Below are 24,983 nucleotides of genomic sequence, written 5' to 3' on the forward strand. Positions count from 1 at the left end.
TCAAGCTGCCGCTTTGATGGTGCCGGGTGGTTCGCCGGCGAAGGCGCGTGCAATCAAGTCGCGAATGGCGCCACGCTCGAGCGGGCGCGGGTTCCAATAGGCGTTGGTGACGGCGAGATCGGCCGCCTTGTCGATGCCGCCCTCGGGCATGCCGACATCGCGTAGCGCGACCTTCGCACCCAGCCGCTTCGCAAGTTCGAAAAGCCCCCGAGCTGCATCGGCTGCCCCGATCGCGCGCGCGATCCGCACCATCGCGTCGGGCACGGCCGGCGCGTTGTAGGCCAGCGCATGCGGCAGCACGATGGTGTGGGTTTCGGCGTGCGGCAGGTCGAAGGTGCCGCCGAGCGTATGGCAGAGCTTGTGATGCAGCGCCATGCCGACAGTGCCGAGGCAGACACCGCACAGCCAGGCGCCATAGAGCGCCTCGGTGCGAGCCTCGCGATCGTCGCTCCTGGCGGCAATGGCGGGCAGGGCGCGCGCCAGCGCGCGGATGCCTTCTTCGGCCATCAGCGAGGTGACAGGGTTGGCATCGCGCGCGTAAAGCGCCTCGACGGCATGGGCGATCGCGTTGATGCCGGAGGTCGCTGCGAGGCCTGCCGGCAGCGTCAGCGTCAAGTCGACGTCGTAGATCACCGTCTCCGGCAGCACGGCGGCATCGCGCACCGTGGTCTTCAGCCCGTTCTCGGTCTGGCCGACGATCGGCGTCATCTCCGAGCCGGCATAGGTGGTGGGAATGCAGAGCTGGTTGACGCCGGTGCGCAAGGCCAAGGCCTTGCCGAGCCCGGTGGTCGAGCCGCCGCCGAGCGAAACGACGCAATCGGCTTCGCATGCCTTCATTGCCGCGAGCGCGCGTTCCGTGACCTCGACCGGCGTGTGCATGGTGGCGCCGGAAAAGATGCCGGCATAGAGCGGGCCGAGCGCGGCTCCCAAGCTCTTGCCTTGTGCCTCCTGCTGCGGCGTCGTCAGCACCAGCGCACGCTTGCCGCCGAGCCGCTCGACCTCGGCCTTGGCTGAGGCAAGCGTGCCGCTGCCGAACACGACGCGGCAGGGCAGGTTTTCGAAGGTGAACGAACCGATCATGCGCCGGTCTCTTTGATGGGATAATCGACCTGGAAGCGCCCGATCCGCAAGTCGCCCAGCGCCTCGCGCACGCGCAGATGCTCCGGGTGGTTGGCATAGGCGGCGAGCGCCGCCTGGTCGGTGAATTCGGAGAACAGCACCACGTCGCAGGCATAATCGACCGCGCTGACGTCCATGCCGACTTCGATATGGGTGAGGCCGTCGATCCGGCCTTTAAGGCCCTCGAACAGGGTCTTGACCTTGAGCCGGGCGGCCGAGCGCTCCTCAGGGCTCTCCCCGCGCAGTCGCCACATCACGATGTGCCTGATCGGGCCCGACATTTCCTGATTTCCTCGCCTGCTATGGTGCTTTGTTGGCGCCATTTTGCCTTGCAGAAAACGGAAATAAAGGTCAAAATTTGTAAGTCTCTTTTCCTCTTTATGCAAAAATGGACCGGCTGCTTCAACTCGAGGTGTTCTCCAAAACCGCTGAGCTCGGCAGCCTTTCCAAGGCCGCCGAAATCCTGCGGATGTCGAACGCCGCTGCGAGCCGCCATCTCAGTGCGCTGGAGGAGCGGCTTGCGGTCCGGCTGATCGAGCGCAACACGCGCCGGCAATGGCTGACCGAAGCGGGACAGGAACTGCTGCAGCGGTGCAGCACGCTTCTGAACGAGCTCGCCGAAGCCGAGGACGCCGTCTCCGATCGCGCGCTGTCGCCGAAGGGCATGCTGCGCGTCACGTCTTCGCTGTCCTTTGCGATGATCTACCTCGCGCCGATGCTGCCCGCCTTCCGTGCGCTCTATCCTGATCTCAGCGTGCAGATCATCAGCGCGAACCGCTACCTCGACTTCATCGAAGCCGGCATTGACGTTGCGATCCGTACCCGCGAGCACGAACCGGATTCCAACATCATCGTGCGCCGCATCGGGCAAATGCACCGCGTGCTCGCGGCCGCTCCGTCCTATCTGGAGAAGCACGGCCGGCCCGAGCATCCCGCCGATCTCGCCCGGCACAACATGCTGATCTACAATCTCGCCAATGATCCCTATTCGCTACGGCTGAGCCAGGGCAGCACGACGCAGACGATCCGGATCGCGCCGACGCTCGACAGCAACGACGGCCAGATCATCTGTGGTGCGGCGCGCGCGGGGCTCGGCATCCTGATCCAGCCGCTCTATATCGTGCAGGGCGATATCGCGGCCGGGCGGCTGGTGCCTGTCCTGAGCGATTGGCAGCTGCCGTTGCTCACCATGAACATCGCCTATCAGAACCGCGTCAGGCTGCCTGCCAAGATCAGGGTGTTCTCCGACTTCCTCGTCAGCTACATCCGGGAGCATTCAGAGCCGGGGATCTGGATCGACGCGGCGAAGTGAGCGGGAAGCAGCCATGTATCTCGGCATCGATCTCGGCACGTCGGCGGTCAAGACGGTTCTCGTCGATGATGCCCAGCGCGTGATCGCAAGCGAGAGCCGGTCGCTCGCGACCGTCTCGCCGCAACCGGGCTATTCCGAGCAGGATCCGGCGCAGTGGATCGATGCGACCTTCGCCACGCTGGATGCCCTCAAGGCGTCGCATGCCGATGCGTTGGCGGCGGTCGCAGGCATCGGGCTGTCCGGCCAGATGCATGGCGCCACGCTGCTCGATGCGAGCTCTAGGCCGCTGCGGCCCTGCATCCTCTGGAACGACGGACGCTCTGCGACTGAGTGCCGTGTCCTGGAGCAACGCTGGCCCGCCTTGCGCGAGGTGACGGGCAACAAGGCGATGCCGGGCTTCACCGCGCCAAAACTGCTCTGGATCGCCGCGCACGAGCCCGAGATCTTTGCGGCGACGAAACTCGTTCTTCTGCCAAAGGCCTATCTGCGACTAGTGCTATCGGGCGAGGCCGTCGAGGATGTCTCGGATGCCTCGGGATCCCTGTGGCTCGACATCGCGCGCCGCGATTGGTCGGACGCAGCGCTGGCAGCGAGCGGCTTGTCGCGCGAGCACATGCCGCGCCTGGTCGAGGGATGCGCGCCCGCAACCACGCTGCGCAGCGAACTCGCGCGGCGCTGGGGGATGATCAGGCAGCCGGTGATCGCGGGTGGGGCCGGCGACAATCCCGCGGGCGCCATCGGCATCGGCGCAATCCGGCCGGGAGCCGCTTTCGTGTCGCTGGGAACCTCGGGTGCGCTCATGGTCCCGACCGACCGGATCGCCGCCAATCCCGACCGTGTCGTGCACACGTTCTGCCACGCCATTCCAGGGATGTGGATTCAGGCCGGCGCGATCCTCTCGGCCGCTTCCTGCCTTGCCTGGCTCGCGCGCCTGTTCGGCGCCGCCGAGGCCGAGCTGCTGGCGCCGCTTGGAGCACGACCGCAGGCGCCGTCGCCCGTGAGCTTCCTGCCTTATCTCGCCGGTGAGCGGACGCCGCACGACGATCCCGTTGTGCGCGGCATGCTGGATGGCCTGAGCCATGGCACCGATCGCGCGGCGATCGTGCGGGCGGTGCTCGAAGGCGTTGCCTTCGCGCTTGCCGATTGCCGCGATGCGCTCGCGGATGCCGGCATCGGGATTGCGGAGGCCGACGTGATTGGCGGCGGTTCACGCTCTACCTTCTGGCTCTCGGTGCTGGCGAACGTGCTGAGCATTCCGATCCATCGCTTTGCCGGAGGTGAAACCGGCGCCGCGTTCGGTGCGGCGAGATTGGGGCGGCTTGCTGTCACGGGTGAGGCAATCGGTGACGTATGCATGCAGCCGCAGCGCATCGAAACATTCGAGCCCGACGCTGCACTGGTCGATGCCTACGCTGAACGGCTTCCCGCCTGGCGCGACCTGTATCGGCCGCGCCACTAGCTGGCCCAATCTGGTTTGCATACTTCGGTATATTCGCCTTCGGTATTGCCCTGCGTCACCCGCTTTTGTTTAATGACCAAACCGCGTTGCCGAGAAACGAGACGCGGGTGGGAAACGCATTGTGCGCCGGGAGGCACGATGAACGATCCGATCCTCGAGATGCGCGGGGTCTCGAAGACCTTCTTCGGCATCAAGGCGCTGCGGGCCGTCGATCTCACCGTCTATCCCGGCGAAATTCACGCCCTGATGGGTGAGAACGGCGCCGGCAAGTCGACGCTGATGAAGATCCTGTCCGGCGCCTACCGGCCCGACCCGGGCGGCGAGATCCGCATCGAGGGCAGGGCGGTGCGGATCGAAGGCCCGCTCGGCGGCCGCGCGGCGGGCATCTCCATCATCTACCAGGAGCTGTCGCTCGCTCCCAATCTCAGCGTTGCCGAGAACATCTATCTGGGACGGGAGATATCGCGGTCAGGCTTGCTGGCGCGCGGCACAATGCGCGAGGGCGTCGGCCCGATCCTGAAGCGCCTGGGCGCGGACTTCCTGCCCTCGACGCTGGTGGCGCATCTGTCCATGGGGCAGCGGCAGCTGGTCGAGATCGCCCGTGCGCTGCACGTCAGATCGAAAATCCTCATCATGGACGAGCCGACCACCTCGTTGTCGGCCGCCGAAAGTGAGCGGCTGTTCGCGTTGATCCGCCAGCTTCGCGCCGAGGGCCTTGCCATCATCTACATCTCGCATCGCATGGACGAGGTCTATGCGCTCGGCGATCGCGTCACCGTGCTGCGCGACGGCCGCCTGGTCGGCTCGCTCGACAAGCCCGAGATCCGCGCCGACACCATCGTGCGCTTGATGGTCGGTCGCGACGTCTCCTCGTTCTACAAGAAGGACCATGATCCGGAGGCGGGGCGGGGGCATCCCGTGCTCGCGGCGATCGACATGGCCGATGGCGGGCGCGTCAAGGGCTGCTCTCTCACCGTGCATGCGGGTGAGGTGGTCGGCCTCGCCGGCCTGATCGGCGCCGGTCGCACCGAGCTTGCGCATCTCATCATCGGCGCGTCGCCAAAAACCTCCGGCCGGCTCGAGCTGGAGGGGCGTCCGGTCGAGATCCGCACGCCGGGCGAGGCGCTCGAGGCCGGCATCGCCTATCTGACCGAAGACAGGAAGGCGCTCGGCCTGTTTCTCGACATGTCGTGTCTTGATAACATCAACCTCGCCGTGCTCGGCCGCGATGCGAAGCTCGGCTGGTTTCTCGATCGCGACAAGGCCCGCGAGCGCGCCGACCGCGCCTTTGCAGGCCTCAGCATCCGCGCCGCCAATCCCGGCGTTCCCGCCGGCGGCCTGTCAGGGGGCAACCAGCAGAAGGTGCTGCTGTCGCGGCTGCTCGCCATCGCGCCGAAGGTCCTCATTCTCGACGAGCCGACGCGCGGCGTCGATGTCGGTGCCAAGTCGGAAATCTATTCGATCATCGACAATCTCGCCAAGGCCGGCACCGCGATCCTCGTCATCTCGTCCGATCTGCCCGAGATCATCGGCATCTGCGACCGCGTCATCGTGATGCGTGCCGGGCACATTGCCGGCGAGGTCAGCCGCGGTCCGAATTCGCCGCTGGCGCAGGAAGACATCATGGGGCTTGCCACGGGGATGGAGCATCTCGATGCCTGACAATGGTGCTGCGGAGGCAAAGCCGGCATCGACGACGACCAATGGCGCTGCCGCGGAGACAAGACGCCAGCGGATGAGGATGCTGATCAGCGCGCTCGGCATGTTGCCGGTGCTGCTGATCCTCTGCATCGGCTTCAACGTGCTGTCGGAAGGCCGCTTCTTCACCGGACAAAATCTCGGCATCGTATTGCAGCAGGCCGCGGTGAACACCGTGCTCGCCGCCGGCATGACCTTCGTCATCCTCACCGGCGGCATCGACCTGTCGGTCGGCTCGATCCTGGCGGCCTCCGCGATGGCGGGTTTGACGCTCTCCAAGATGCCGGAGCTCGGCTTGCTGTGGCTGCCGGCCGCACTGCTCACCGGCCTCGTCTTCGGCATCGTCAACGGCGCGCTGATTGCGCTGCTGCGCCTGCCGCCCTTCATCGTCACGCTCGGCTCGCTCACCGCAGTGCGCGGCCTGGCGCGGCTGCTCGGGGCTGACACCACCGTGTTCAATCCCTCCATTCCCTATGCCTTCATCGGCAACGGCTCGTTGACGCTCATTCCCGGAGTCGCGTCGATCCCATGGCTCTCGGTAATCGCCTTGCTCGTCATTCTCGTCTCCTGGCTGGTGCTGCGCCGGACCGTGCTCGGCGTGCATATCTATGCCGTGGGCGGAAACGAGAGCGCAGCGCGGCTTGCCGGCATCAAGGTCTGGGCCGTCCTGATCTTCGTCTACGGCATCTCCGGACTTTTCGCCGGGCTCGGCGGCGCCATGCAGGCGGCGCGGCTCTACGCAGCCAACGGACTCCAGCTCGGCCAGTCCTATGAGCTCGATGCAATCACCGCGGTGATCCTCGGCGGTACCTCGTTCGTCGGCGGCATCGGCTCGATCTGGGGCACGCTGGTCGGTGCGCTCATCATCGCCGTGCTCTCGAACGGGCTCATCCTGATCGGTGTCTCCGACATCTGGCAATATGTGATCAAGGGCCTGGTGATCATCGGTGCCGTGGCGCTGGACCGCTACCGGCTGCAAGGCTCCGCGAGAACGTGAAAGGTCTGGCCCGCAACGGCGTGCGCATGGCTTGAGACGAGATTCCGTTGCGGCAACTGGTCTGCCGCGCCGGGGACGAAGACAGACCAGGGAGGAAGTCCATGTTGAAGACGATCATGCTCGCCGGCGCCGCCATGGCGCTTGCCCTCACCACCGCACCATCCTTCGCCAAGGAGCTCAAGTCGATCGGCGTCTCGCTGGGATCGATGGGCAATCCGTTCTTCGTCGCGCTGTCGAAGGGCGCCGAGTTCGAGGCCAAGAAGACCAATCCCAACGTGAAGATCACGACGGTCGGCTTCGAATACGACCTCGGCAAGCAGGTCACCCAGATCGACAATTTCATCGCCGCTGGCGTCGACCTGATCCTGCTCAATCCCGGCGATCCCAAGGCGATCGGGCCGGCCATCAAGAAGGCGCAGGCCGCAGGCATCGTCGTCGTCGCTGTCGACACCGCGGCCGAAGGCGCCGATGCCACCGTGACCACGAACAACGTGCAGGCCGGCGAGATCTCCTGCCAGTACATCGTCGACAAATTGGGCGGCAAGGGTGACGTCATCATCGAGAACGGGCCGCAGGTCTCCGCCGTGATCGACCGTGTGGTCGGCTGCAAGAACGTGTTCGCGAAGAATCCCGGCATCAAGGTGTTGTCGAGCGACCAGGACGGCAAGGGCTCGCGCGAGGGCGGCCTCACCGTCGCGCAGGGCTATCTGACCCGCTTCCCCAAGATCGACGCCATCTTCGCCATCAACGATCCGCAGGCGATCGGCACCGACCTTGCGGCACGCCAGCAGAACCGAACCGGCATGATCATCACCGCCGTCGACGGCGCGCCCGATATCGAGGCCGCGCTGAAAGATCCGCAGTCGCCGCAGATTCAGGCGTCCGCGTCGCAGGATCCGTTCTTCATGGCGCGGCGGGCCGTGCAGGTCGGCGTCGGCATTCTCAACGGCCAGAAGCCGGCTTCGACCGTCGAGCTGCTGCCGTCCAAGCTGGTGACCAGGGACAACGTTGCCGCGTACAAGGGCTGGACCTCGGATCGCTCGCAGTAAGGCATCGGGGCGTTCGAAGCACGAGAGATGGCGGGTGGCGGTTCGATCGCGCCGCCCGCCGCCGATACCTCGCGTGCTCACCAGTAGCACGCAGCAATGCCTGTGCTAGCTTTCCACGATCTCGTTCGGTCGATTCGGAAAGCAGATCCGGTGAAATCCACGACGTCAGGCACCGCGTGGCGGCATGCCAATATCGGCCGCCTGCTCAATAACGCGGTGCGGCGCTTCGAAGGCCGTGTGCTCGAATTGATGACCGAGCGGGGCCACGACGAGACGCGCATCGCCCATGTCAGCCTCACGCGCAATCTGGACGTGGAGGGGACGCGGCTCACCGAGCTCGCCCGCCGCGCCTCCATGAGCAAGCAGGCGATGGGCGAGCTGGTCGACCAATGCGCCGCGCTCGGCCTCGTCGATCGCATCGCCGATCCGACCGACCGGCGCGCGCGCATCGTCGTGTTCACGCCCACGGGGCGCAAATGGCTCGATGCGTTCCGTGATGCCGTCGACATCGCCGAGCGGGAGATGCGCGTCGAGCTCGGCAAGGCCACGATGGATGCAATCCTGAAGGGGCTCGCGGTGTATGGCACGGAATTCGACACGCTCGATGACCCGGATTAGTCAGGCAGCTTGACGAAATAGTCAGGTGTCCTTACCATGCAGGTTGGCGTTGGTAGGGAGAAGCAGCTTGGAAATTCGTCTGACGGCCGCGGTGCTCATCGTTGGCGGGGGCCCTTGCGGGCTGATGCTGGCCAACGAGCTCGGCCGCCGCGGCGTGTCCGCGATCCTGGTCGACGAAAAGCCGGGCACGGCCTTCAACCCGCAAGCCAATGCGACGCAGGCGCGCTCGATGGAGCATTATCGGCGGCTGGGCTTTGCCGACGAGATCAGGCGCGAAGGTCTGCCCGCGGACTACCCGACCGATGTCGCATATTTCACGCGCTATACCGGATACGAGCTGGCGCGGTTCGCGCTGCCGTCAGCGTCGCGGGCGGGTGAGCTGATCAAGGGCATGTCAGGCTCCTGGAGCGCGGCGGAGCTGCCGCATCGGGTCTCGCAGAAATATGTCGAGGCGGTGCTGCGCCGCCACGCCGAACGGCTGCCCGGAATCCAGCTCAACTACAGTCACCGGCTGATCGGCTACACGGAAAGTGATGACGGTATCGCCGGCAATATCGAATGTCTCGACGATGGCAGCCGCTTTCGGGTCCGCGCCGACTTCCTGGTCGGGGCCGACGGGCCGCGCTCGATGGTCCGGCAATCGCTCGGGATCGTCTATGGCGGCGAGAGCGGGACGCAGCGCGACTTCATGGGCGGCCGCATGCTGGCGGTCTATCTCCGCTCGCCCGATTTCTACGCGCGCGTTCCCCACGCGAAAGCGTGGATGTACAATTGCTTCAACGGCGACCGCCGCGCCTTCATGGCCTCGGTGAACGGTCGTGATGAGTTTGCATTCCACACCCAGTTGCGACCGGGCGAGGACGAAACTGCGATCACGATCAACCAGGCCAAAGCCGCGTTCCAGCGCGCCTGCGGTGCGCCGATCGATTGCGAAGTTCTGTCCTTCCTGACCTGGACCGCCGGTCACGCATTGGTGGCAAGCGGGATGCAGCGGGGCAGGGTCTTCCTCGGCGGCGACGCGGCGCATCTGTTCACGCCGACCGGCGGGCTCGGCTACAACACCGCCATCGAGGATGCGGTCAATCTCGGCTGGAAGCTCGCAAGCGTCGTCAAGGGCGTGAGCCCGGCGGCACTGCTCAATAGTTACGAGGTCGAGCGGCGTCCGGTGGCGCTCCGCAACACCGATCATGCGCGCTGCTTCGCCGATTCGCTTGGCCTCTTCGCGCCGGCGCCGGAGATCGAGGATGCCACGGAGGCCGGCCACAAGGCGCGGCGAATCGCGGGTGCCTATCTCAATCAGCACGCCCGTGCCGAGTTCAACATCCCCGGCGTCACCTTCGGCGGACGCTACGACGGCTCCCCAATCATCGTCCCCGATGGTAGCGAGCCGCCGCCGGATGCTGCCAACGTCTACGTTCCCACCGCCTCTCCCGGTGGCCGCCCACCGCATGCGTGGCTGGAGGACGGCATGTCGCTATACGACCAGTTCGGATTCGAATGGACCTTGCTTCAGTTTGGGGACGTCATGTCGGCCCATGCGTCATTCGCTGACACCATTCGCGCGATCGGGGCCGACGTAAAGCTCGTCACGCTACCCAGATCGTTGCGCGATCTCTATGAGGCGGATCTCGCCCTGATACGTCCCGACCAGATCGTGGCTTGGCGCGGCAACGCATCGCAGGCCGGAACGATCGCACGCGTTCTTAGCCGCGTACTCGGGCGCGAAGACGCGCGGCTGCTAGCCGGCGGTGGAGGGATTGGTTCGCGCAGGTGACACGGCCGATGGAATTGCGCTCGTAAAGAGACTGGTCTTGGGCTGGACGCGCGATCCGTCGATCAGCTCGAGCCGCCCGCAGCGATTCAAGGTGTGCAGCTTCCTGCCCGGCCATGCCGGGCCGGGTTTCAGAGTGTGGCGGACGACCTGCTTGAATACCGTCGGCGACAGCTCGACCACTTCCGCCAGGGCAAGCGCTGCGCCGTATCCGTCGGTGCAATCCTGGACCGGTCGCCACAGTTTGTCATCGAGCGTGACGAAGTTTCCTGCCGGCCGCGTGCTGGCGCGGTCGATCAAGACGGGATGGCTGGCGTGGGGAAGCCAAGGCCCCAAGAGCCGATCGGCGTAATAGATCGCCAGCGAATCCGAATAGCCACCCGTTCCGTCGCGCCAGGCGCCAAACAGATAATACAGGCCGTTGTGGCGCGTGATCGTGACGTCGGCCAGCTCGAGGCCGGAAAGGAGCGTTGCGTATCGCTCCCATTTGTCCGGAAACCGAGTGCATTTGTAGAGAGCGACGTCCCCGCGGGTCGAGCTCTCCGGGATCATCCACAGCTCGCCATCGTCCTCGATCAGGAACGGATAGGAGAGGTGACAGGGCTCCTCCAGCACCGGCATCACCTCGCCGATCGGCCCCGCGTCGTTGAACGCGATCGCGGAAATGATACCTTTTCCGACACGGTGATCGAGATCCTCGAAGAAGGCGAAGGTCCGTCCCTGCCACGTGACGGGAAAGGGATCGGCGTAGAAGTGGTTTCCAGGATCTCCCAGAACGTTCCAGCTTGGACCTGACAGGTCTCCGGTCTGCCAGACGCCCGGGCCGTCGTTGAAGCGCCATCCGATATGCCAATGCGGGGCATAGCAGCAGAGGCGATAGATCTCCTTGGCGATCGATACGGCAAGGCCGCGCGCCACGTAGCCAACGGGTCCGCGGTGCGGGACAGTTGAAGCGGGGCGCGGCAGGTGCGGCACGATGCGCGGCCTTCCCGACAGGATCGCCGCCAGCATGGTGAGGGTCCGCGCCATGATCGTTTCGAGCGCACCACTGAGGCCCGCAGCAATCTCACCGGACGGATGGCCGCGGTCGAGGACCGAACCGTCGATCTCGTTGACGATCTCGATCACGGGCAGGTCGCCGGCGAGGATGGCGGCGAGCGCGGCATTTTCGCCTGCGACGCCGTTGAACAGCGGCCGCAGATACAGCCGGGCCGGGCTCGCCGGATCGCGCGGGGCATTCGTGAAATCGACGATTACGTCGGCGGTGCCGATGCTGACCCGTGCTGGTTCGGAGCTGATCGTCAGCCTGTCGGCGGCGCTGTGCTTGCCCTTGTGCAACACGATGCGTTCGAGCTCGAACAGCGCATCGAGACCTGCCGGCCGCGGCTCCGCCGTTGCCGTCCATGCAACTTGCACCGACATGTCCCGGCCGTCGACCGACAGCGTCCTGCGGTCCATCCAGCGCCGCGCATAGTCACGTTCACAGCGAAACTCGATGATCATGTCGAGCCAATCTGTTCCGACGTATCAGGTCAAACGACCCGGTCGAGAATCCGGACGTATTCCTCGACCATGGCATCTACCGAATAGCGCAGCCGCAGGCCTTTGGCGTTTTGTCGCAGCTCGTCACGTAATTGCTTGTCGGTTACCAGCCTGGAGACCGCCGCGGAGAGCTTCGCATGATCGGAGGCATCGACGAAGAGCGCCGTCGGTCTGCCCTCGTAGGACAATACCTCGCGCAGGACGGGAAGATCGGTCACGACGGAGGGAACACCGGCGTTGGCGGCCTCGACCGCGGCCAGACCGAAGGTCTCGGCCTGGGTCGGAAAGACGAACACGTCGAGACAAGCAAGGAAGTCCGCCATCCGGCCAGGAGGAATCTCTCCCAGCAAATGCAGACGGTCCGCGACGTTCAAGTCGTTCGCGAGCTGCCTCAGCCGGGCCTCGTCGGCTCCCTGGCCGGCCAGCGCAAGATGCCAGGACGGTTGATCCGGCAGCAGACCGATCGCCAGATCGAGCCGCTTATGCGGATGCAGCCGTGCCGCGCAACCGAGCAGGACGCGGTCCGGTGGCAGGTTGAATTGACCTCGTGCCGCCTCCTTCGACAGGGTAAGGGCCTTGTCGTCGAAGCCGTGCGGCACATGCACCATGCGCGACCGGTAAGCCGCGGGGTAGCGCGAATATTCGCGCTCCATGTCCTGCGAATTGAGCGTGATGCAGTCGAAGAAGCCGAGGCTGCCCATGGCGATGTCGGCGGTGCGGACCGGCCAGCTCATCGCCAGCGCGGATGAAACCTGATTGGCGACGACGGGTGCACGGCTGACGAGGCGCGTGACGCCGGCGCCGATGACGTTGCCGAAATGCTGGAAGGTCAGGACGGCGTCGGGCCTGGTGGTTCTGATGTGGCGGCCGAGCGTCCACAGCATCCGCAGCAGCGCCAGCGGATTGCCCGGCCGGCTCGGCGCGCAGTAGAGCGTGGCGGGCGGTTCGTCAAAGGAGTCCGATTTGCGGAAGAAGAACAGATTGGTGACCCGGTGACCGCGCGCGGTCAGCCCGGCGCCGAGCAGCCGCGAGATCTCCTGTGCACCGGCGTTCTCGGCCTGGGTTTGCGCAAGAAGCACGTGGAGTTTTCGCCCACTGCCGTTCGGCCGCGCAGGTGCCGTCGCGCTCGTCTCGTCCAGGTCCTTGTTCGGCTGATAATGGAGCACGGATCCCGACCCGCTAAAGCAACGAAATCTTCACCTTCTTAACTCCGTACCTATCATGCGGGCATCCCGCGGACACCGGCTAGCAACAAACGGAGTTAATGCGGCGCGATGGCCACGGTGTCGTTGGCGCAGCATTTCCGCTGGTTCCCGGCTGGCGCGTTAACCAATCGGTCCTGCGCGTTCACCCCGGCGGCGCGTGCTGACACCTAGTCACGCGAGTCCGCGCTACGAACGGCATAATTGCCGCGCCTCGATGCTGGGAAGCGCAAGAGCACCAGAACGGAAGGATCCACCCCGCTGCGCCGGCGGCAGAGGACGTTCAGGGCGATGGTCGCGAGCGCGAGCGACACGGTCGTCGAAATCGCCGCGCCAAGCACGCCGAGGAAGGGGACCAGGACGAGAAATCCGACGAGCCGCAGCCCGACGTTGGCAGCGACCACCGGCACATAGATTCGTTCATGACCGGTCAGCTGCAGGATCGCAGCAGCCGGGCCGCCCGCCGCCTGGATGGCGGTTCCGATTGCAAGCACGATCAGGACCGAATGCTGCTCGGCGAAATGAGGTCCGAACAGGTTGAGGAGATAGGGGCCGCCGATCCAGATCGTGGCGAGACCGGCGACGACGCAGAGCCCAGTCACTTCCGCCATCAAGCGCGAGGTCCGCTCGAACTCCCCGTGGTTCTTGCTGAAATAGAGCGACGGGAGCCGGCGCGCACCGAACGTGTAAAGCGCCGCGGACACCATGGCGAAAATGTTGGCGAGGCGCGAGGCGGCAAAGTAGATTCCCGCGGTCGTCGGATCCAGCATCCAGTAGACCAGAATGACGTCGAGATACTGATTGGCGACTTCGAGGATCGATGCGAGCCAGAAGTGCAGGGCACTTGATCGCCAGCGTGACGTCTCCGAGCGCGCCGGCGTACTGCGCAGATCCGGCAGCACGCGCGCGACGGATACGATCTGCGCAACAAGGCCAACCGACATGGCGACCGTCATCGCCGCGAACAGCTCGGCCGGATCGAGTTGGCGATGGGCGAGCAGCATGACGAGCAGGAACACGACCACGAGGGCCCGCCAAAGGAACTCGCGGTTTCCTTCGCCCATGAGAATGCTGACCAGCGAGCGCGCGATTTGGCTGCCGAGCATCAATCCGGCATTGACGGCCGTGTAGGCCGACACCGCAAGGATCAGCAGCCACCAGTCGCCTCTCATGCTCGCGACGATCGCGATCCCGCCGATCACGATCAGCATTGCGACCGAGGCGATCTTCAAGCTCGATTGCAGCACGCCTTTGGTAAGGTCCGGCCTTTCGCCGACCTGATATTCGTTCAGGAATCGCACCAGCAGGGATTCCTGGCCGACCAGTCCCACGACGGCTGCGATCTGCGCGACCGACAGCCAGGTCGCAAAGATGCCGAAGCCGTCAGGCGACATCGTCCGCGCAGCCAGCGAGAACAACGCGAACGCGAGCACGCCGCTGCCGACCTTGAGCAGGATGGTCCCGGCAACGCCGCGCGTGACGTCGCGCCGCATGAACTGGAGAATGGATGCGATCATGGAAGGGTTAAGGGAGCCGCGCTCCCCTGACGAGACATGTTCCGATACCGGCGAGAACCTAGCATGTCGAGCAATCGCGAGTGTTAATGGACGAGTTGGAGGATTTCGGCGATCGCGGTGATACGGGTTGCTTCGTTCTGGAACATCGCTGTCTCCATTGTCCAACATCTGCGAGTTTCAACTCGCGCGACGGACGGCATAACGCCGCATCGACGACTGAGAAGGCGAGATCCGGGGCTCGCGTGCAGAATGGTTTCGGGACAGCAAGACGCGTGCCGCGGCGAGTCGGCGAACTGGGCACCTGCGGTCATTAACCTCAATCTCAGGAAATGTTCGCACCCGGCCCTGCGATGCGACATCAGGCGAGAGAATTGCACTGCAGACGCTGTTAACCGTGGGAGCCGGAGCCATGACGAGAACCGTGACCGAGCCGGTCGACGGGGACGAGACCGCAACCATCGACTCGGACGTCGCCATCGTCGGTGGCGGTCTTGCGGGATCGCTTGCGGCGGCCGTGCTGGCGCGGGCAGGGCGTCGCGTCGCTCTGATCGACAAGCGGGCAGTCCATCCGGATGAGTTTCGGGTCGAGAAGATCGGCGGCCATCAGCTGGAGCTGTTCGGCAAGCTCGGCTTTCTCGATGCGCTCGAAGATGTCGCGTGCCGATATGATCAAGTGCTCAACATCCGTGAGGGCAAGGTGGTCGATGTCAGCGTCGGCAGGGCTTACGGATTTGCCTATGCCGATCTCGTCGCAATGGCGCGTCGCCAGCTTCCGGATCCTTCCAACCTGATCGTCGACGAGGTCACAGCGATTGGCAGCAGCGGCGATGTCCAGCATCTCGAGCTCGCCTCCGGACGGCGCGTGGCGGCGCGCCTCGTCGTTCTGGCCACCGGCATGGCGGGAGCCCTGGGCTACAAGCTCGGCATCAGGCGGCGCGTGCTTGCCGAGCGCCATTCGGTGTCGTTCGGTTTCACGATCGCTCGCCAGGATGGCACCCCGTTCGATTTCGAGGCGTTGACCTGTTACGGCGAACGCACCGTCGATGGCATCGACTATCTCAGCCTGTTTCCCGTCCACGCCGGAATGCGTGCCAATCTCTTCATGTTCCGCGATCCGACCGATCCTGTTATGCGCGAGTTGCGCCGCGAACCGGAGGCGACAGTTTTGCGCCTGCTGCCGGGATTGCGGAGCTACCTCGGCGATTTCCGTGTGACCGATCGCGTCCAGAACTGGGTGATGGATCTGACCGTCGTCGAGGGGCATCTCCGGCCCGGAATCGTGCTGATCGGCGATGCGTTCCAGACCAATTGTCCCGCGGCCGGAACGGGTGTCGCCCGCCTGCTCGTGGACGTCGACCGTCTCTGCACCGAATATGTGCCGCGATGGCTCATGACTGCAGGCATGGGCCTGGAGAAGATCTCGCAATTCTATGCCGATCGCGACAAGATCGCGGCGGATCAGCAATCGCTGAAGATGGCACGCTTCCGCCAGGCGCTGACCTCGCGCAACGATATCGGCTGGGACGTGCGGCGACGGTTGCACTTCCTGCGGCGCAGTCTTGCACACCGCGTCGATCAGATGCATCCGGGCTGGCTTGGCCGCGTCCGCGGCGTATTGCGCGCCTGATCTCTGCGACCCCCCGCCGGTCAGCGCGTGGGCCTCGCGGTGTGGGCGGGCTGAACCTTCAAATCGGAGAGCCGCTTGGCCGCCAGCTTGAGCCAGGGCGCCTGCTTCAGCGCGAAGAGGGCGATCGCGCCTACGGCGCTGCCGACCTGCGTGACCTCCCACATCGGTGAAGCCTGTGCGCCGAACGATTTCTTGTATGGCTCGTCGCCGATGGTGAAGTCGAGCATCTGATCTCCGCGCTCGATACAATCCCGCGCCACTTGTTCGAACATCAGCGCGCCGATGGACTGGCTCTTGTAGCCGGCGATGTCGAAGGCGCTCATGATGACGAGGAAGCTGTCGCGGTGGCACAATCCGAGCACGGCGGCGATCACTTCGCCGTCCATCTTCATGGCATAGAGGCGAACGAAGGAGCCAAGGCCCCGAAGGGCGACGTCGGAATAGAAGCCGTAATATTCGGGCCGCTGCAGCAGGTCTCCGTCGCCTTGTGCGTGAAAGCGCGGGCCGCGAAACTTCCTCATCACCTCCATCGTCTCGAGCACGGCGGCGCTGTCGCTGCAGCATGAGAAGCTCAGCGCGCCCTTCTTCTGCAGCTGACGATATTTCTTGGCGAGTTCCTTCTGATAGGAGCGATCCATCGCACTGGCCCGCCATTGCTCGTAAGGCGCGACCAGAACCGTGGCATAAGCATTGGTGTTCATCGAGACACGGCGGGACGTGGCCAGGAGGTCCTCGATCGGAAGCCGTCCGTCGGGCAGCTTGGCCATCCGGAGCAGATCGAAGGGGCGGACAAGGCGCCGAATCTGCGCGCATGCGGCCGCATCATCGAGCAATCGTGAAAACACGTCCGGGCTGCAAACCGGTGCCAGATAATCGGAGACGCGGAGGTCGGCGAACTCGATGGTTCGTATCGGACCGCGCCGGATTCGGAGCAGCGGTAACACCATCGCAAGCGTGCCGGTGTCGCGGTCGCGCACGATGACGACCAGGGCCGTTGCACCCGTTTCAGGCGCGAGCCTGGTGTAGAGGCTATGCAACCAGACCGGATGCTGGAAGGCTGTGGCAGCCGAACGATCGAACAGCTCTGCATATTCCGGAGACAGAAAGTCGAACGACGGCTCGATGGCGATGTCGAACGTGTTGCTGGGCTTATTCATGCGCACAAGGAAACCGGATCATCCGCGAACGTCGTTCGAACCGTAGCTGCGCTTATACCAAGGCCGTTACAGGTCAGACACTGCCGCTGCGCGATTTGCGCCAATGCGTTCAACCATGCTCGTATGGTTACCAAATTCTGAAGCCGGAGGCGGAAATGGCGCATGGAGCGCACCTTGCGCGGCGCCATCGTCTGCATGGCGCAGGCAATGATCTACGATCCTCGGCTGCAGGAAAGCTATGGTTCGCAAGGTCGAGCTCGTTCCCTCCGCTCCGATCCTCGGGCCGATCGGGCTCAAGCGCGAGTGAGACTTCTTAGAGCCGCACCCCGGTGGTGGCAAACGCGTGCGCGGCGGGCTCCTGCACGCGATCGAGGATCACCATCCCACCAACCGCGATCACCACGGCCGCGACGCAGCCAAGCAAAAAAGCCTTCATCCTCAGCCTCCCTCGATTGGACCACGCCATCTATACGACAGGGCCTGCGGCGAGCAAGCTCGTCGATCGCATCAGCCATCCGCCCGCTATGGGCTTTTGAACACGGGATCGGCGGAAAGACGCATCGCCCATCGAGCCAAGGGACCGGAGCTCGGCGCTGCTGCGCTGCACGATCCGGAACGGATGCGGGTCTTGCAAGTTTTCTGCAGGCCTGGTGAGCGCATCGGAGGCTTGGCGTGAAATTACCGAGAACGATCCTGTGCTTCGCAGCACTTTGCATTGTCGAGGGCGCCCTGGCCCAGCCGGCGCAAACCAACTCGCCGACGGGGCAAACGCCTCCCGAGGACAAGGGCCAGCTCCAGCCGCAAGGTTGGACGGGTCCGATCAATACCGGCTCGGGTGGTGCGCCGCCCGAAAGCCCCCAGGGCCAGAGTCCGCCCGGAATGCAGCCCGCGCCGGAGGGGTCGTCCAAGACCACGACGGCACCGGCCAAGTAGACTGTTTCAAGTAGACCGTTCCAGGATATTCATTTCCGTTGCCTCTTCTGGCAATCTCGAGCGGGTGAATGTCAGCAGGCGGCCAGGAATGAACAGATCGGCTCTGTGCACGAAGGTGGCCGCATTGCTGTGGACCATGTTTGCCGCATCGACGGTGCATGCCGACATGGTCGGACACGGCGGCCCGATACGGGCACTCGCCGTGTCGCCCGATGGCGACAGCCTTCTTTCCGGCAGCTTCGACACCGCCGTCATCCGCTGGTCGCTGAGGACAGATACGGCAGAGCACGTGCTGCGGTATCATGCCGATGGCGTCAACGCCGTCGCCTTTCTCAAAGATGGCCGCATGATCACGGCCGGAGCCGATGCGCGCATTGCGGTGTGGACGGCGGGCCGGCCCGAGCCGGACCGGGTGCTGGAGGGACATGTCGCACCGATCGCGGCGCTTGCTGTGTCGTCCGACGGGACGCTTCTCGCATCGGCGTCATGGGACCAGACAGTGCGGCTCTGGTCGCTGTCGGACGGCACATCCCGCGTGCTCGAAGGGCATACGCAGAACGTCAATGGGGTCGCTTTCCTGCCGGACGGCAGGCTCGTCAGTGTCGGCTACGATCTTGCGCTGCGCATCTGGCGTTTGCCGGATGGCCAACCTGACATCGTGACTTTGCCGGCGCCGCTGAACGCGGTGGCTGTCGCGCCGGATGGTGAAATCGTCACGGGCGCGGTCGATGGCAGGCTGCGCATGCTGACAACGGACGGCAAGGTCAGCAGCGAGGTCGCGGCCAGTCCGACGCCGGTGGTGGCCTTGGCCATGTCGGCGGACGGTGCGCTGGTCGCTGCGGCCGGGATCGGCGGCACGGTGGCGATCATCGATCGCAAGTCGCGCAACTTGCTGCGCACCCTGGTTGGGCCCGGGCTGCCGGTGTGGGCGGTCGCCTTCCTTGCCGATCGCGAGACACTGATGACGGGTGGTGCGGACGGCAGGATCAGGCGCTGGAATGCCCGCACCGGCAATCCCATCGGTTCAAGCCTGGTCGGCACACCGGCCGACCCGCTTGCGGCCTATGCCGGCGATCACGGCGCCGATGTGTTTCGGGCCTGTGTTGCCTGCCACACGCTCTCGGACAAGGAGGTGCAGCGCGCGGGTCCCACACTTGCGGGACTCTACGGCCGCAAGATCGCTTCGGTGCCGGGATATCGCTTCTCTGATGCACTGAAGACGATGGACATCGTCTGGACGCCGGAAACCGTCGCACGATTGTTCGAAATCGGGCCGAATGCCTACACCCCCGGCACCAAGATGCCGGAGCAGCGCATCGGCTCGGCCGAGGACCGGCGCGCGCTGACCGACTTTCTGGGCCGCGCGACGTCGCGATGATTGCCTTGCGCCGATTCGACGGCGTCCGCTTTAGTCCTTGCCGTTGCGTTCGCGGAGATAATCATCCGTCGTTCGCGGCGGCGTTCGTTCCGGAACGCCCTTGAACGGATCGAATTGTTGTTCGCTCATGACCACGACGCGGCAGTCCGCGCACATCCTGAGCGCCTCGATTCGCTTGTCGCCGGCCGGATACATCCAGTGCCGGCCTTCGAGCTTGGCGGCGATGCGGTCGATCGTGCTCTTGACGCCGAAGGGCGTGCCGCAGCGGACGCAGAGCGCGGGCTCCTCTTCCTTGATGACAACGGCGGGCGCGCGCGCCGCCCGGAAATCGATCTGCGGCTTGAGGCTGATCACCTTCTCCGGACAGGTGCTCTGGCACAGGCCGCACTGGACGCAGGCATCCTCGATGAATTTCAGCACCGGCCGCTCGGGATCGTCGCGCAGCGCGCCGGTCGGGCAGGCCGAGACGCAGGATAGGCACAGCGTGCAGCCATCGGTCTCGACGCTGATTGCGCCGACGGGCGCACCTTGCGGCAGCGCGATGACGTCGACGGGCTGCGGCGCCAGCCGGTGCAACTCGCTGAGGGCGAACCGCAAGAGATCGCGCCGCTTGCCGACGGTCTTGAAAGTTGCCGGCGTCGGTACCGCGGCGAGCGTGCCGATATCAGTCAAATGCGCGCCGAGCGCGTCGGGATCGTCGGTTTCCATCGTAGCGAGGCGACGGCCCGCAAATCCAAGGCCGCCGAGGATCGCCTCAGCCATCGCGATCGTCTGCGTCAATCCGGTCACGTCGTGGCGCGGCTTGCCACGGAGCAGGAAGCGCACGGCAGAGACGCCATAGGCGAAGGCGCCGACGATCGCCTCCAGCCCGACCTGCGTGAGCTCGTTGACGGCAAAGGGAAGCACGTTCGCCGGCAGGCCGTCGCCATGCCGCGCGAGGGCGTCGATCAACCGCGTGCCGTGCGGGCTGTCGTGAAAGAGCAGCACCGCATTCGCGCCGCCGGCCTCGCGATAGGCGAGCAGCATGGCGCGAAGTTTATGGAGCAGCGTATCGGCGGGCGGCAGCGCGTAGGAGACCGCGCTGGTAGGGCAGGCCGCCGCGCATTGGCCGCAGCCCGCGCAGATATTCGGATCGATTGCGATATGATCGCCGACGGGCGTGATCGCCCCGGTCGGGCAAAGATCGAGACAGCGATGGCAGCCCGTACGCTTCGAGCGCGAATGGGCGCAAAGCGCCGGCGCAACCTCGACATATCTCGGCTTGTCGAAGCTGCCGACGAGATCGCGCGCGGTCAGCACCGCGCGCAGCACCGCGGCGGGATCTTTCGTGTCGGCGCGGAGATAGCCGTCGCGCAGGTCGTGGGCGGGAAACATTGGCAGACCGCCGGAAAGATCGAGCACGATATCGCAGCGCGAGGTGACCCCGCTTCGCGGCGAGTCGAGCACGAAGCGATCGCGCGAGGAGGGGCGGGGACGCGCATAATCGTCGATGACAAGCTCGAACGCGCCGAAATGTCCCTTCGCGGAGCGGATCGTGCCCTTCACGATCGGGAACACCGTGGCAACCGGCGGCACCGTGTCATCGAGCTGCTTCAGCATCACGGTGACGTCGAGGTGATCGGCAAGCAGGCGGCCGGCCTCGATCGCGGCCTCATCGCGCCCGTAGATCAGGATGACGCCCTCGCTCGACAAGGTGACGAGCGGATAGTCCGGGGCGGGGATGGAGGCGGATGCGAGCAGGGCGGCCATTTTTGCGCCGGCGTGCGCGCCGTCGCGGGACCAGCCAGCCGTCTCGCGGATATTGACGAAGCCGATCGCGTCAGGCCGCTCGCCGGCCTCGTCCGAAAACTGCGCCGCCTGCTGCGTGCAGGCGACCGTCAACACGCCTTCTGTCGCGGCCATGTTGCGGAAATGATCGAGCTCCGCCCCGCAGAGGTGGCGGAAGCTCTTGACCTCGCTGTTCGGACATGCGCGCCGGATTGCAGCCACGTCGAGGCGCATCGTGTCTTCGCACGAGCAGATCAGGATGGTCTTCGACGGCTGCTCCAGGTTAACTCCTCCGCCTTTCGGACGACGACGACGGACTCGCGCGGGCCCTTCGCCTCGTATAGACATTATCCATCGGGAAGAAAAGGAAAGCGGAGGACGGTCTGCCGTCGATCCCAGTGAGCCATGTTTCCACGGCGGAACCGATCCACCTGCCGCCGCCGTTCACATTGGTGCGATTGCGCGAGAGCGGCGACGCTTTTGCCCATGCATGCCGCATCGCACCGGAGAGCGGCGCCGGAACGCTCGTCTATGTCGGCCGCTTCGACCTCGCCGAGTTCGCCGTGGTGCTCGAGCCGGCCGAGCCGTTGCGCAGCGCGCGGCGTGCGTTCTACGCAGGCATGGTCGCGCTCACCGACGCGCTTCGCGCCTATGCACCGCCGAGCAAGCCGATCACGATCGGCTGGCCGGATGCGGTCAGGATCGACGGGGGGCTGGTCGGCGGCGGACGGATGGGTTGGTGTTCCGGAGCTGACGAGGACGCGCCGCCGCCCTGGCTGGTCTTCGGCGCGATGATACGGACGGTTGCCATGAATGATGACGATCCAGGCGTCCACCCGCTGGCCTCGGCGCTTGACCAGGAAGGCTTTGGCGAGGCGGGCGCGGCGCAGATCACGGAAAGCTTCGCCCGGCATCTGATGCTGGCGCTGGACGGCTGGCGGGTCGACGGCTTCGACAGCGTCGCGCGCGACTATCTCACGCGGATGCCGCGTGAAAGGCGGACGATACAGCGCATAGATGATTGCGGCGACCTCCTGACGCGCCGCATCGGGACGGAGACGATCGAACGAAGCGACCTGGTCCGGGCGCTCGCGGTGCCGTCCTGGCTCGATCCGGCCCTCGGAGGACCGCGCCTGTGAAACTCCTGCGCACGATCGCGCTCGATCCCTCGGACACTTTCGTGTTCGACGTGGCGGCAGAGCCGGGCGAATGGGCCGTTTCCGGCGCCTTCCGCTTCTGGGATTGCGATGGCGCGAAGCTCGAGGGCAAGGCCCGCGCGGCGTTTCGCGGTGGGTTCCTCGGGGTGCAATCCTGGGGCTGGTCGACGCTGGCGCAGATCGTTCCGGCGACCGCGGACGATTACCACGGCCTGGTCGATCTGCTGGCGAGGCAATTGGTCGATCGTTTCGGCGCGCCGGATATGGCGGCGGCGAAAACGGCGGCCGAAGAGGAGGTCGCTTTTGCCCAGTCGCTCTGCAGCCATCCCATCAGCTCGCTTATTGCAGTGCACCGTACCTCGAGCGACGGGGAGGTCCGCGAGTCGTTCCGCCGGCTGCAGCTTCGGGAAGGCCAGGGGCATGGCAAGGCGTTCTCGTTCATCGAGATGGAGGACGACGTCGAGCCGGACGGCGATCTCAGGCTTGCAGATCTCGGCCGGGAGCCGACCGTCCGATGAACGATTTCTGGATCTCCTGTGGTCACCACCTGCTCGATCGCGACGAGGGCGGCGGCCTGCGTGTCACGGACGAATTTCTCAAAGCCTATTTTGCCCGTCCCGAGCTGATGCCGCCGGACGACGCGTGCCCGGTCGAACGCCGGCTGCATCGCGATCTGCTCGCCGACCCGCGCCAGGCCGTCGGCGCCGGCGAGATCGCCGCGATTGCCGATGCTGATGCCAGGGAGAATTGGCAGTTCGTGCTGGCGTTCCGCGATCTTCTGCTGCGGCATCCGACGCTCGAAGCGGCCTATCTTGCCTGGCTCCGCTCAGGGGCGAACGATCTGCCGCCGCTGTTCGTCAACCAGCTCGTGCACGTCATCCTGCGCAACGCGCTCGACGGCTGCGACGACCCGTTCGTGCTGCGCGCGGCCGAATTGTTCTTCCGGATCCAGCGCGTTCTCCCACATGAGCACGCTTTGTTGCTGGGAGACGAGGAGGTCGTCGGCGGCCGGAGCCCGACCCCGGTGCTCTCGCTGATGTCGATGCTCGGCGCCACCACCGATGCGGTGGTCGAGGTGTTGGGCGAGGAGAATGCCGAGGCCTATTGGCACCGGAGCGACCAGTTCGACATGGCCCTCGACCTGACCGCCGACGGCCGCGGACCTGTAGCGCTGGCGCAGGCGATGACGCGTTGGGTCTCCCATCTGCTCGGCATCGATGTCGTGATCGAGCCGCTACGGGCGCTGCACGAGGCGAAGCTGAGCTGGTATGTCGGGCTCGATGCCGATGCCACGAGGCTCGGCGACCGTCTGTGGCACGGCGAAGAGCTCGGCGAGCGCGACGCCGATCGCGTGCTGGCGCTGTTCCGGCTGACGTTTGCGGATTCCAGCCGTGCCCTCGACGATGTCGGGGATGAGCCGGTCTACCTGATCCTGTCGATGACGGCGGATCAGAAGCTGCGGATGAAGCCACAGAATCTGCTGACCGGGTTGCCGGTGAAGCGGCTGGAGATGGCGACGTGAGCCCCGCGGCATTGCCGTCCCTCTCGATTGCCGTCGGCGTCGTAGTCGAGCGGCGCAAGGCCGACTCGCCTTGGGTCGATTTCATCTGGCGCGGAATTGCTGTCCTGCCGGACGAGCCGTCGACCGAGCCATGGACCGTGCTTCGCGAGCAGGACGGCACGACCCTGTTCTATGCCGGAAGTGCGACCATCGATCTCTATCCGTCGGAGACGGCGCGCTATCGCGACAATCTCGCCTCCGGCGGTCCGAGCATCTGGGTCGTGTTGTCGCCTGCGGAAGGCGTCTGGCCCTATGCAGTCACCGCGGTGACCGCCGACCCCGCCGAGGGCGAAGGCTTTACCGAAGCCGCCGACAATCTCGTCGAGGCCGTGCCGATGCCGGAAGTGCTGCGCGAGGCGATTGAAAGCTTCGTGGCCGAGCACCATGTCGAGCGCGAATTCGTCAAACGCAAGCGGCGCCGTGCCGATCCGGAGGCGCTGGCGCGGCGCGAACATGAAGGCGGAAAGGAATGAGTGAGGAGGACTTCCTTGCGCGTTGGTCCCGCCGCAAACAGCAGTCGCGAGCGGAGCCGGCGAAACCTGCCCCGGCGCAGCCGACGCCGCCGTCCGAGGACAAAGAGGACGAGACGGAGTTCGATCTGTCGAGCCTGCCGTCGATCGACGAGATCAATGCTGCCACCGACATCACGGCCTTCCTCGGCAAGGGGATTCCTCGCGAGTTGAGCCTTGCGGCTCTTCGCCGCGCTTGGGCGACCGATCCCGCGATTCGCGACTTCGTCGGGCTCGCGGAGAATGCATGGGACTTCAACGACCCGACGGCGATGCCGGGATTTGGCCCGCTGGATTGTTCCTCGGAGGAGCTGGCCGCACTGGTCGATCGCATTGTCGGCGGCGTGCGCGAGGCGGCCAAGTCTGCGGCCCAGACTCTTGCTGAGGCGTCGATCGAAACGGCGGATTCTCCGGCGGAATCGCATCAAGCCGATGTGGCACTTGTTTCCAATGTCGTCGAGCCGCCCGATGAGACGCAGCACCTGGCAATCCCTGCTGCAGTGCAACCGACAGTGGGTGAAAGACCTGCGGATTCTGCAGAGCCTGTGAGGTCCCGCACGCATGGTGGTGCACTGCCGCGCTGAACCACGACCAAAGACTATAGGTACAG

At 65.3% G+C, this 24,983-nt stretch carries 23 protein-coding genes; 15 read left to right on the plus strand and 8 right to left on the minus strand.

Going from position 1 to position 24,983, the window contains the following annotated elements; all coding sequences use genetic code 11:
• Both I6F28_RS24280 and I6F28_RS24285 read right to left on the minus strand, forming a co-directional pair.
• A complete protein-coding gene (locus tag I6F28_RS24280) occupies positions 1 to 1,080 on the minus strand; it encodes a maleylacetate reductase (RefSeq protein WP_225141420.1) in 1,080 nt (359 codons plus the stop codon).
• Entirely contained in the window at positions 1,077 to 1,400 is a 324-nt protein-coding gene (locus I6F28_RS24285; protein WP_036005173.1) for a Dabb family protein, read from the minus strand. The genes I6F28_RS24280 and I6F28_RS24285 overlap by 4 nt, the downstream gene beginning before the upstream one ends.
• A gap of 107 nt (positions 1,401 to 1,507) precedes the next feature.
• On the opposite strand from I6F28_RS24285, the gene I6F28_RS24290 reads away from it, so the two are divergent.
• The 7 genes from I6F28_RS24290 (at position 1,508) to I6F28_RS24320 (ending at position 10,026) form a co-directional block, all read left to right on the plus strand.
• On the plus strand, positions 1,508 to 2,431 hold the full coding sequence (locus I6F28_RS24290) for a LysR family transcriptional regulator (protein ID WP_036023604.1): 924 nt from the start codon (positions 1,508 to 1,510) through the stop codon (positions 2,429 to 2,431).
• A gap of 13 nt (positions 2,432 to 2,444) precedes the next feature.
• Entirely contained in the window at positions 2,445 to 3,890 is a 1,446-nt protein-coding gene (gene xylB, locus I6F28_RS24295; protein WP_225141422.1) for a xylulokinase, read from the plus strand.
• Positions 3,891 to 4,028: 138 nt separating this feature from the next.
• On the plus strand, positions 4,029 to 5,552 hold the full coding sequence (locus I6F28_RS24300; protein WP_225141424.1) for a sugar ABC transporter ATP-binding protein: 1,524 nt from the start codon (positions 4,029 to 4,031) through the stop codon (positions 5,550 to 5,552).
• Positions 5,545 to 6,585 carry an ABC transporter permease subunit gene (locus I6F28_RS24305; RefSeq protein ID WP_036005162.1) on the plus strand — a complete coding sequence of 347 codons (1,041 nt, stop codon included), beginning with the start codon at positions 5,545 to 5,547 and terminating at the stop codon, positions 6,583 to 6,585. The genes I6F28_RS24300 and I6F28_RS24305 overlap by 8 nt, the downstream gene beginning before the upstream one ends.
• Positions 6,586 to 6,686: 101 nt before the next feature.
• Entirely contained in the window at positions 6,687 to 7,634 is a 948-nt protein-coding gene (locus tag I6F28_RS24310; RefSeq protein WP_036023609.1) for an ABC transporter substrate-binding protein, read from the plus strand.
• Positions 7,635 to 7,784: 150 nt separating this feature from the next.
• Positions 7,785 to 8,252 (plus strand): MarR family winged helix-turn-helix transcriptional regulator, encoded by a 468-nt coding sequence (locus I6F28_RS24315; RefSeq protein WP_036005156.1) that lies wholly within the window; start codon positions 7,785 to 7,787, stop codon positions 8,250 to 8,252.
• A 67-nt stretch (positions 8,253 to 8,319) separates the two neighbouring features.
• Entirely contained in the window at positions 8,320 to 10,026 is a 1,707-nt protein-coding gene (locus I6F28_RS24320) for an FAD-dependent oxidoreductase (protein ID WP_225141426.1), read from the plus strand.
• Here the strand turns inward: I6F28_RS24320 and I6F28_RS24325 are convergent.
• From I6F28_RS24325 to I6F28_RS24335, 3 genes are all read right to left on the minus strand, one after another.
• Positions 9,991 to 11,526 carry a glucosamine inositolphosphorylceramide transferase family protein gene (locus I6F28_RS24325; protein ID WP_225141427.1) on the minus strand — a complete coding sequence of 512 codons (1,536 nt, stop codon included), beginning with the start codon at positions 11,524 to 11,526 and terminating at the stop codon, positions 9,991 to 9,993. The genes I6F28_RS24320 and I6F28_RS24325 overlap by 36 nt on opposite strands.
• Positions 11,527 to 11,555: 29 nt before the next feature.
• Positions 11,556 to 12,731 (minus strand): glycosyltransferase family 4 protein, encoded by a 1,176-nt coding sequence (locus I6F28_RS24330; RefSeq protein ID WP_109144259.1) that lies wholly within the window; start codon positions 12,729 to 12,731, stop codon positions 11,556 to 11,558.
• Positions 12,732 to 12,937: 206 nt separating this feature from the next.
• Entirely contained in the window at positions 12,938 to 14,284 is a 1,347-nt protein-coding gene (locus I6F28_RS24335) for a lipopolysaccharide biosynthesis protein (protein WP_225141429.1), read from the minus strand.
• 409 nt (positions 14,285 to 14,693) lie between these two features.
• On the opposite strand from I6F28_RS24335, the gene I6F28_RS24340 reads away from it, so the two are divergent.
• Positions 14,694 to 15,911 (plus strand): FAD-dependent oxidoreductase, encoded by a 1,218-nt coding sequence (locus tag I6F28_RS24340; RefSeq protein ID WP_225141431.1) that lies wholly within the window; start codon positions 14,694 to 14,696, stop codon positions 15,909 to 15,911.
• Positions 15,912 to 15,931: 20 nt separating this feature from the next.
• Here the strand turns inward: I6F28_RS24340 and I6F28_RS24345 are convergent, their stop codons facing one another.
• Positions 15,932 to 17,068: a GNAT family N-acetyltransferase gene (locus I6F28_RS24345; RefSeq protein WP_225141433.1), complete on the minus strand. Its 1,137-nt coding sequence runs from the start codon at positions 17,066 to 17,068 to the stop codon at positions 15,932 to 15,934.
• Between the two features lie 313 nt (positions 17,069 to 17,381).
• The gene (locus tag I6F28_RS37530) at positions 17,382 to 17,504 is read right to left on the minus strand and encodes a hypothetical protein (protein WP_260346694.1); all 123 of its coding nucleotides are present in this window, start codon (positions 17,502 to 17,504) and stop codon (positions 17,382 to 17,384) included.
• 236 nt (positions 17,505 to 17,740) lie between these two features.
• On the opposite strand from I6F28_RS37530, the gene I6F28_RS24350 reads away from it, so the two are divergent.
• A complete protein-coding gene (locus I6F28_RS24350; protein WP_128262436.1) occupies positions 17,741 to 18,001 on the plus strand; it encodes a hypothetical protein in 261 nt (86 codons plus the stop codon).
• 136 nt (positions 18,002 to 18,137) lie between these two features.
• Complete coding sequence (locus tag I6F28_RS24355; protein WP_225141480.1) at positions 18,138 to 19,379, plus strand: WD40 repeat domain-containing c-type cytochrome; 1,242 nt, start codon at positions 18,138 to 18,140, stop codon at positions 19,377 to 19,379.
• 30 nt (positions 19,380 to 19,409) lie between these two features.
• Here I6F28_RS24355 and I6F28_RS24360 read toward each other — a convergent pair whose 3' ends face one another.
• On the minus strand, positions 19,410 to 21,380 hold the full coding sequence (locus I6F28_RS24360; RefSeq protein ID WP_225141435.1) for a 4Fe-4S binding protein: 1,971 nt from the start codon (positions 21,378 to 21,380) through the stop codon (positions 19,410 to 19,412).
• Positions 21,381 to 21,544: 164 nt separating this feature from the next.
• Between I6F28_RS24360 and I6F28_RS24365 the strand changes: the two genes are divergently transcribed.
• The 5 genes from I6F28_RS24365 to I6F28_RS24385 are packed head-to-tail and all read left to right on the plus strand — an operon-like array spanning position 21,545 to position 24,957.
• Entirely contained in the window at positions 21,545 to 22,285 is a 741-nt protein-coding gene (locus tag I6F28_RS24365) for a biotin/lipoate--protein ligase family protein (RefSeq protein ID WP_225141437.1), read from the plus strand.
• Positions 22,282 to 22,821, plus strand: a complete 540-nt coding sequence (locus tag I6F28_RS24370; protein WP_036005125.1) for a DUF6505 family protein — start codon at positions 22,282 to 22,284, stop codon at positions 22,819 to 22,821. Before I6F28_RS24365 ends, I6F28_RS24370 begins: the two co-directional genes overlap by 4 nt.
• Positions 22,818 to 23,825, plus strand: coding sequence for a DUF6352 family protein (locus I6F28_RS24375; RefSeq protein WP_036005122.1), 1,008 nt, complete (start codon positions 22,818 to 22,820; stop codon positions 23,823 to 23,825). The genes I6F28_RS24370 and I6F28_RS24375 overlap by 4 nt, the downstream gene beginning before the upstream one ends.
• Complete coding sequence (locus I6F28_RS24380; protein ID WP_036005120.1) at positions 23,822 to 24,337, plus strand: DUF3305 domain-containing protein; 516 nt, start codon at positions 23,822 to 23,824, stop codon at positions 24,335 to 24,337. Before I6F28_RS24375 ends, I6F28_RS24380 begins: the two co-directional genes overlap by 4 nt.
• Entirely contained in the window at positions 24,334 to 24,957 is a 624-nt protein-coding gene (locus tag I6F28_RS24385; RefSeq protein ID WP_225133613.1) for a DUF3306 domain-containing protein, read from the plus strand. Before I6F28_RS24380 ends, I6F28_RS24385 begins: the two co-directional genes overlap by 4 nt.
• The last annotated feature ends 26 nt before the right edge of the window (positions 24,958 to 24,983 follow it).

Source organism: Bradyrhizobium sp. NBAIM14, from assembly GCF_020193895.1.
Classification (GTDB): Bacteria; Pseudomonadota; Alphaproteobacteria; order Rhizobiales; family Xanthobacteraceae; genus Bradyrhizobium; species Bradyrhizobium yuanmingense.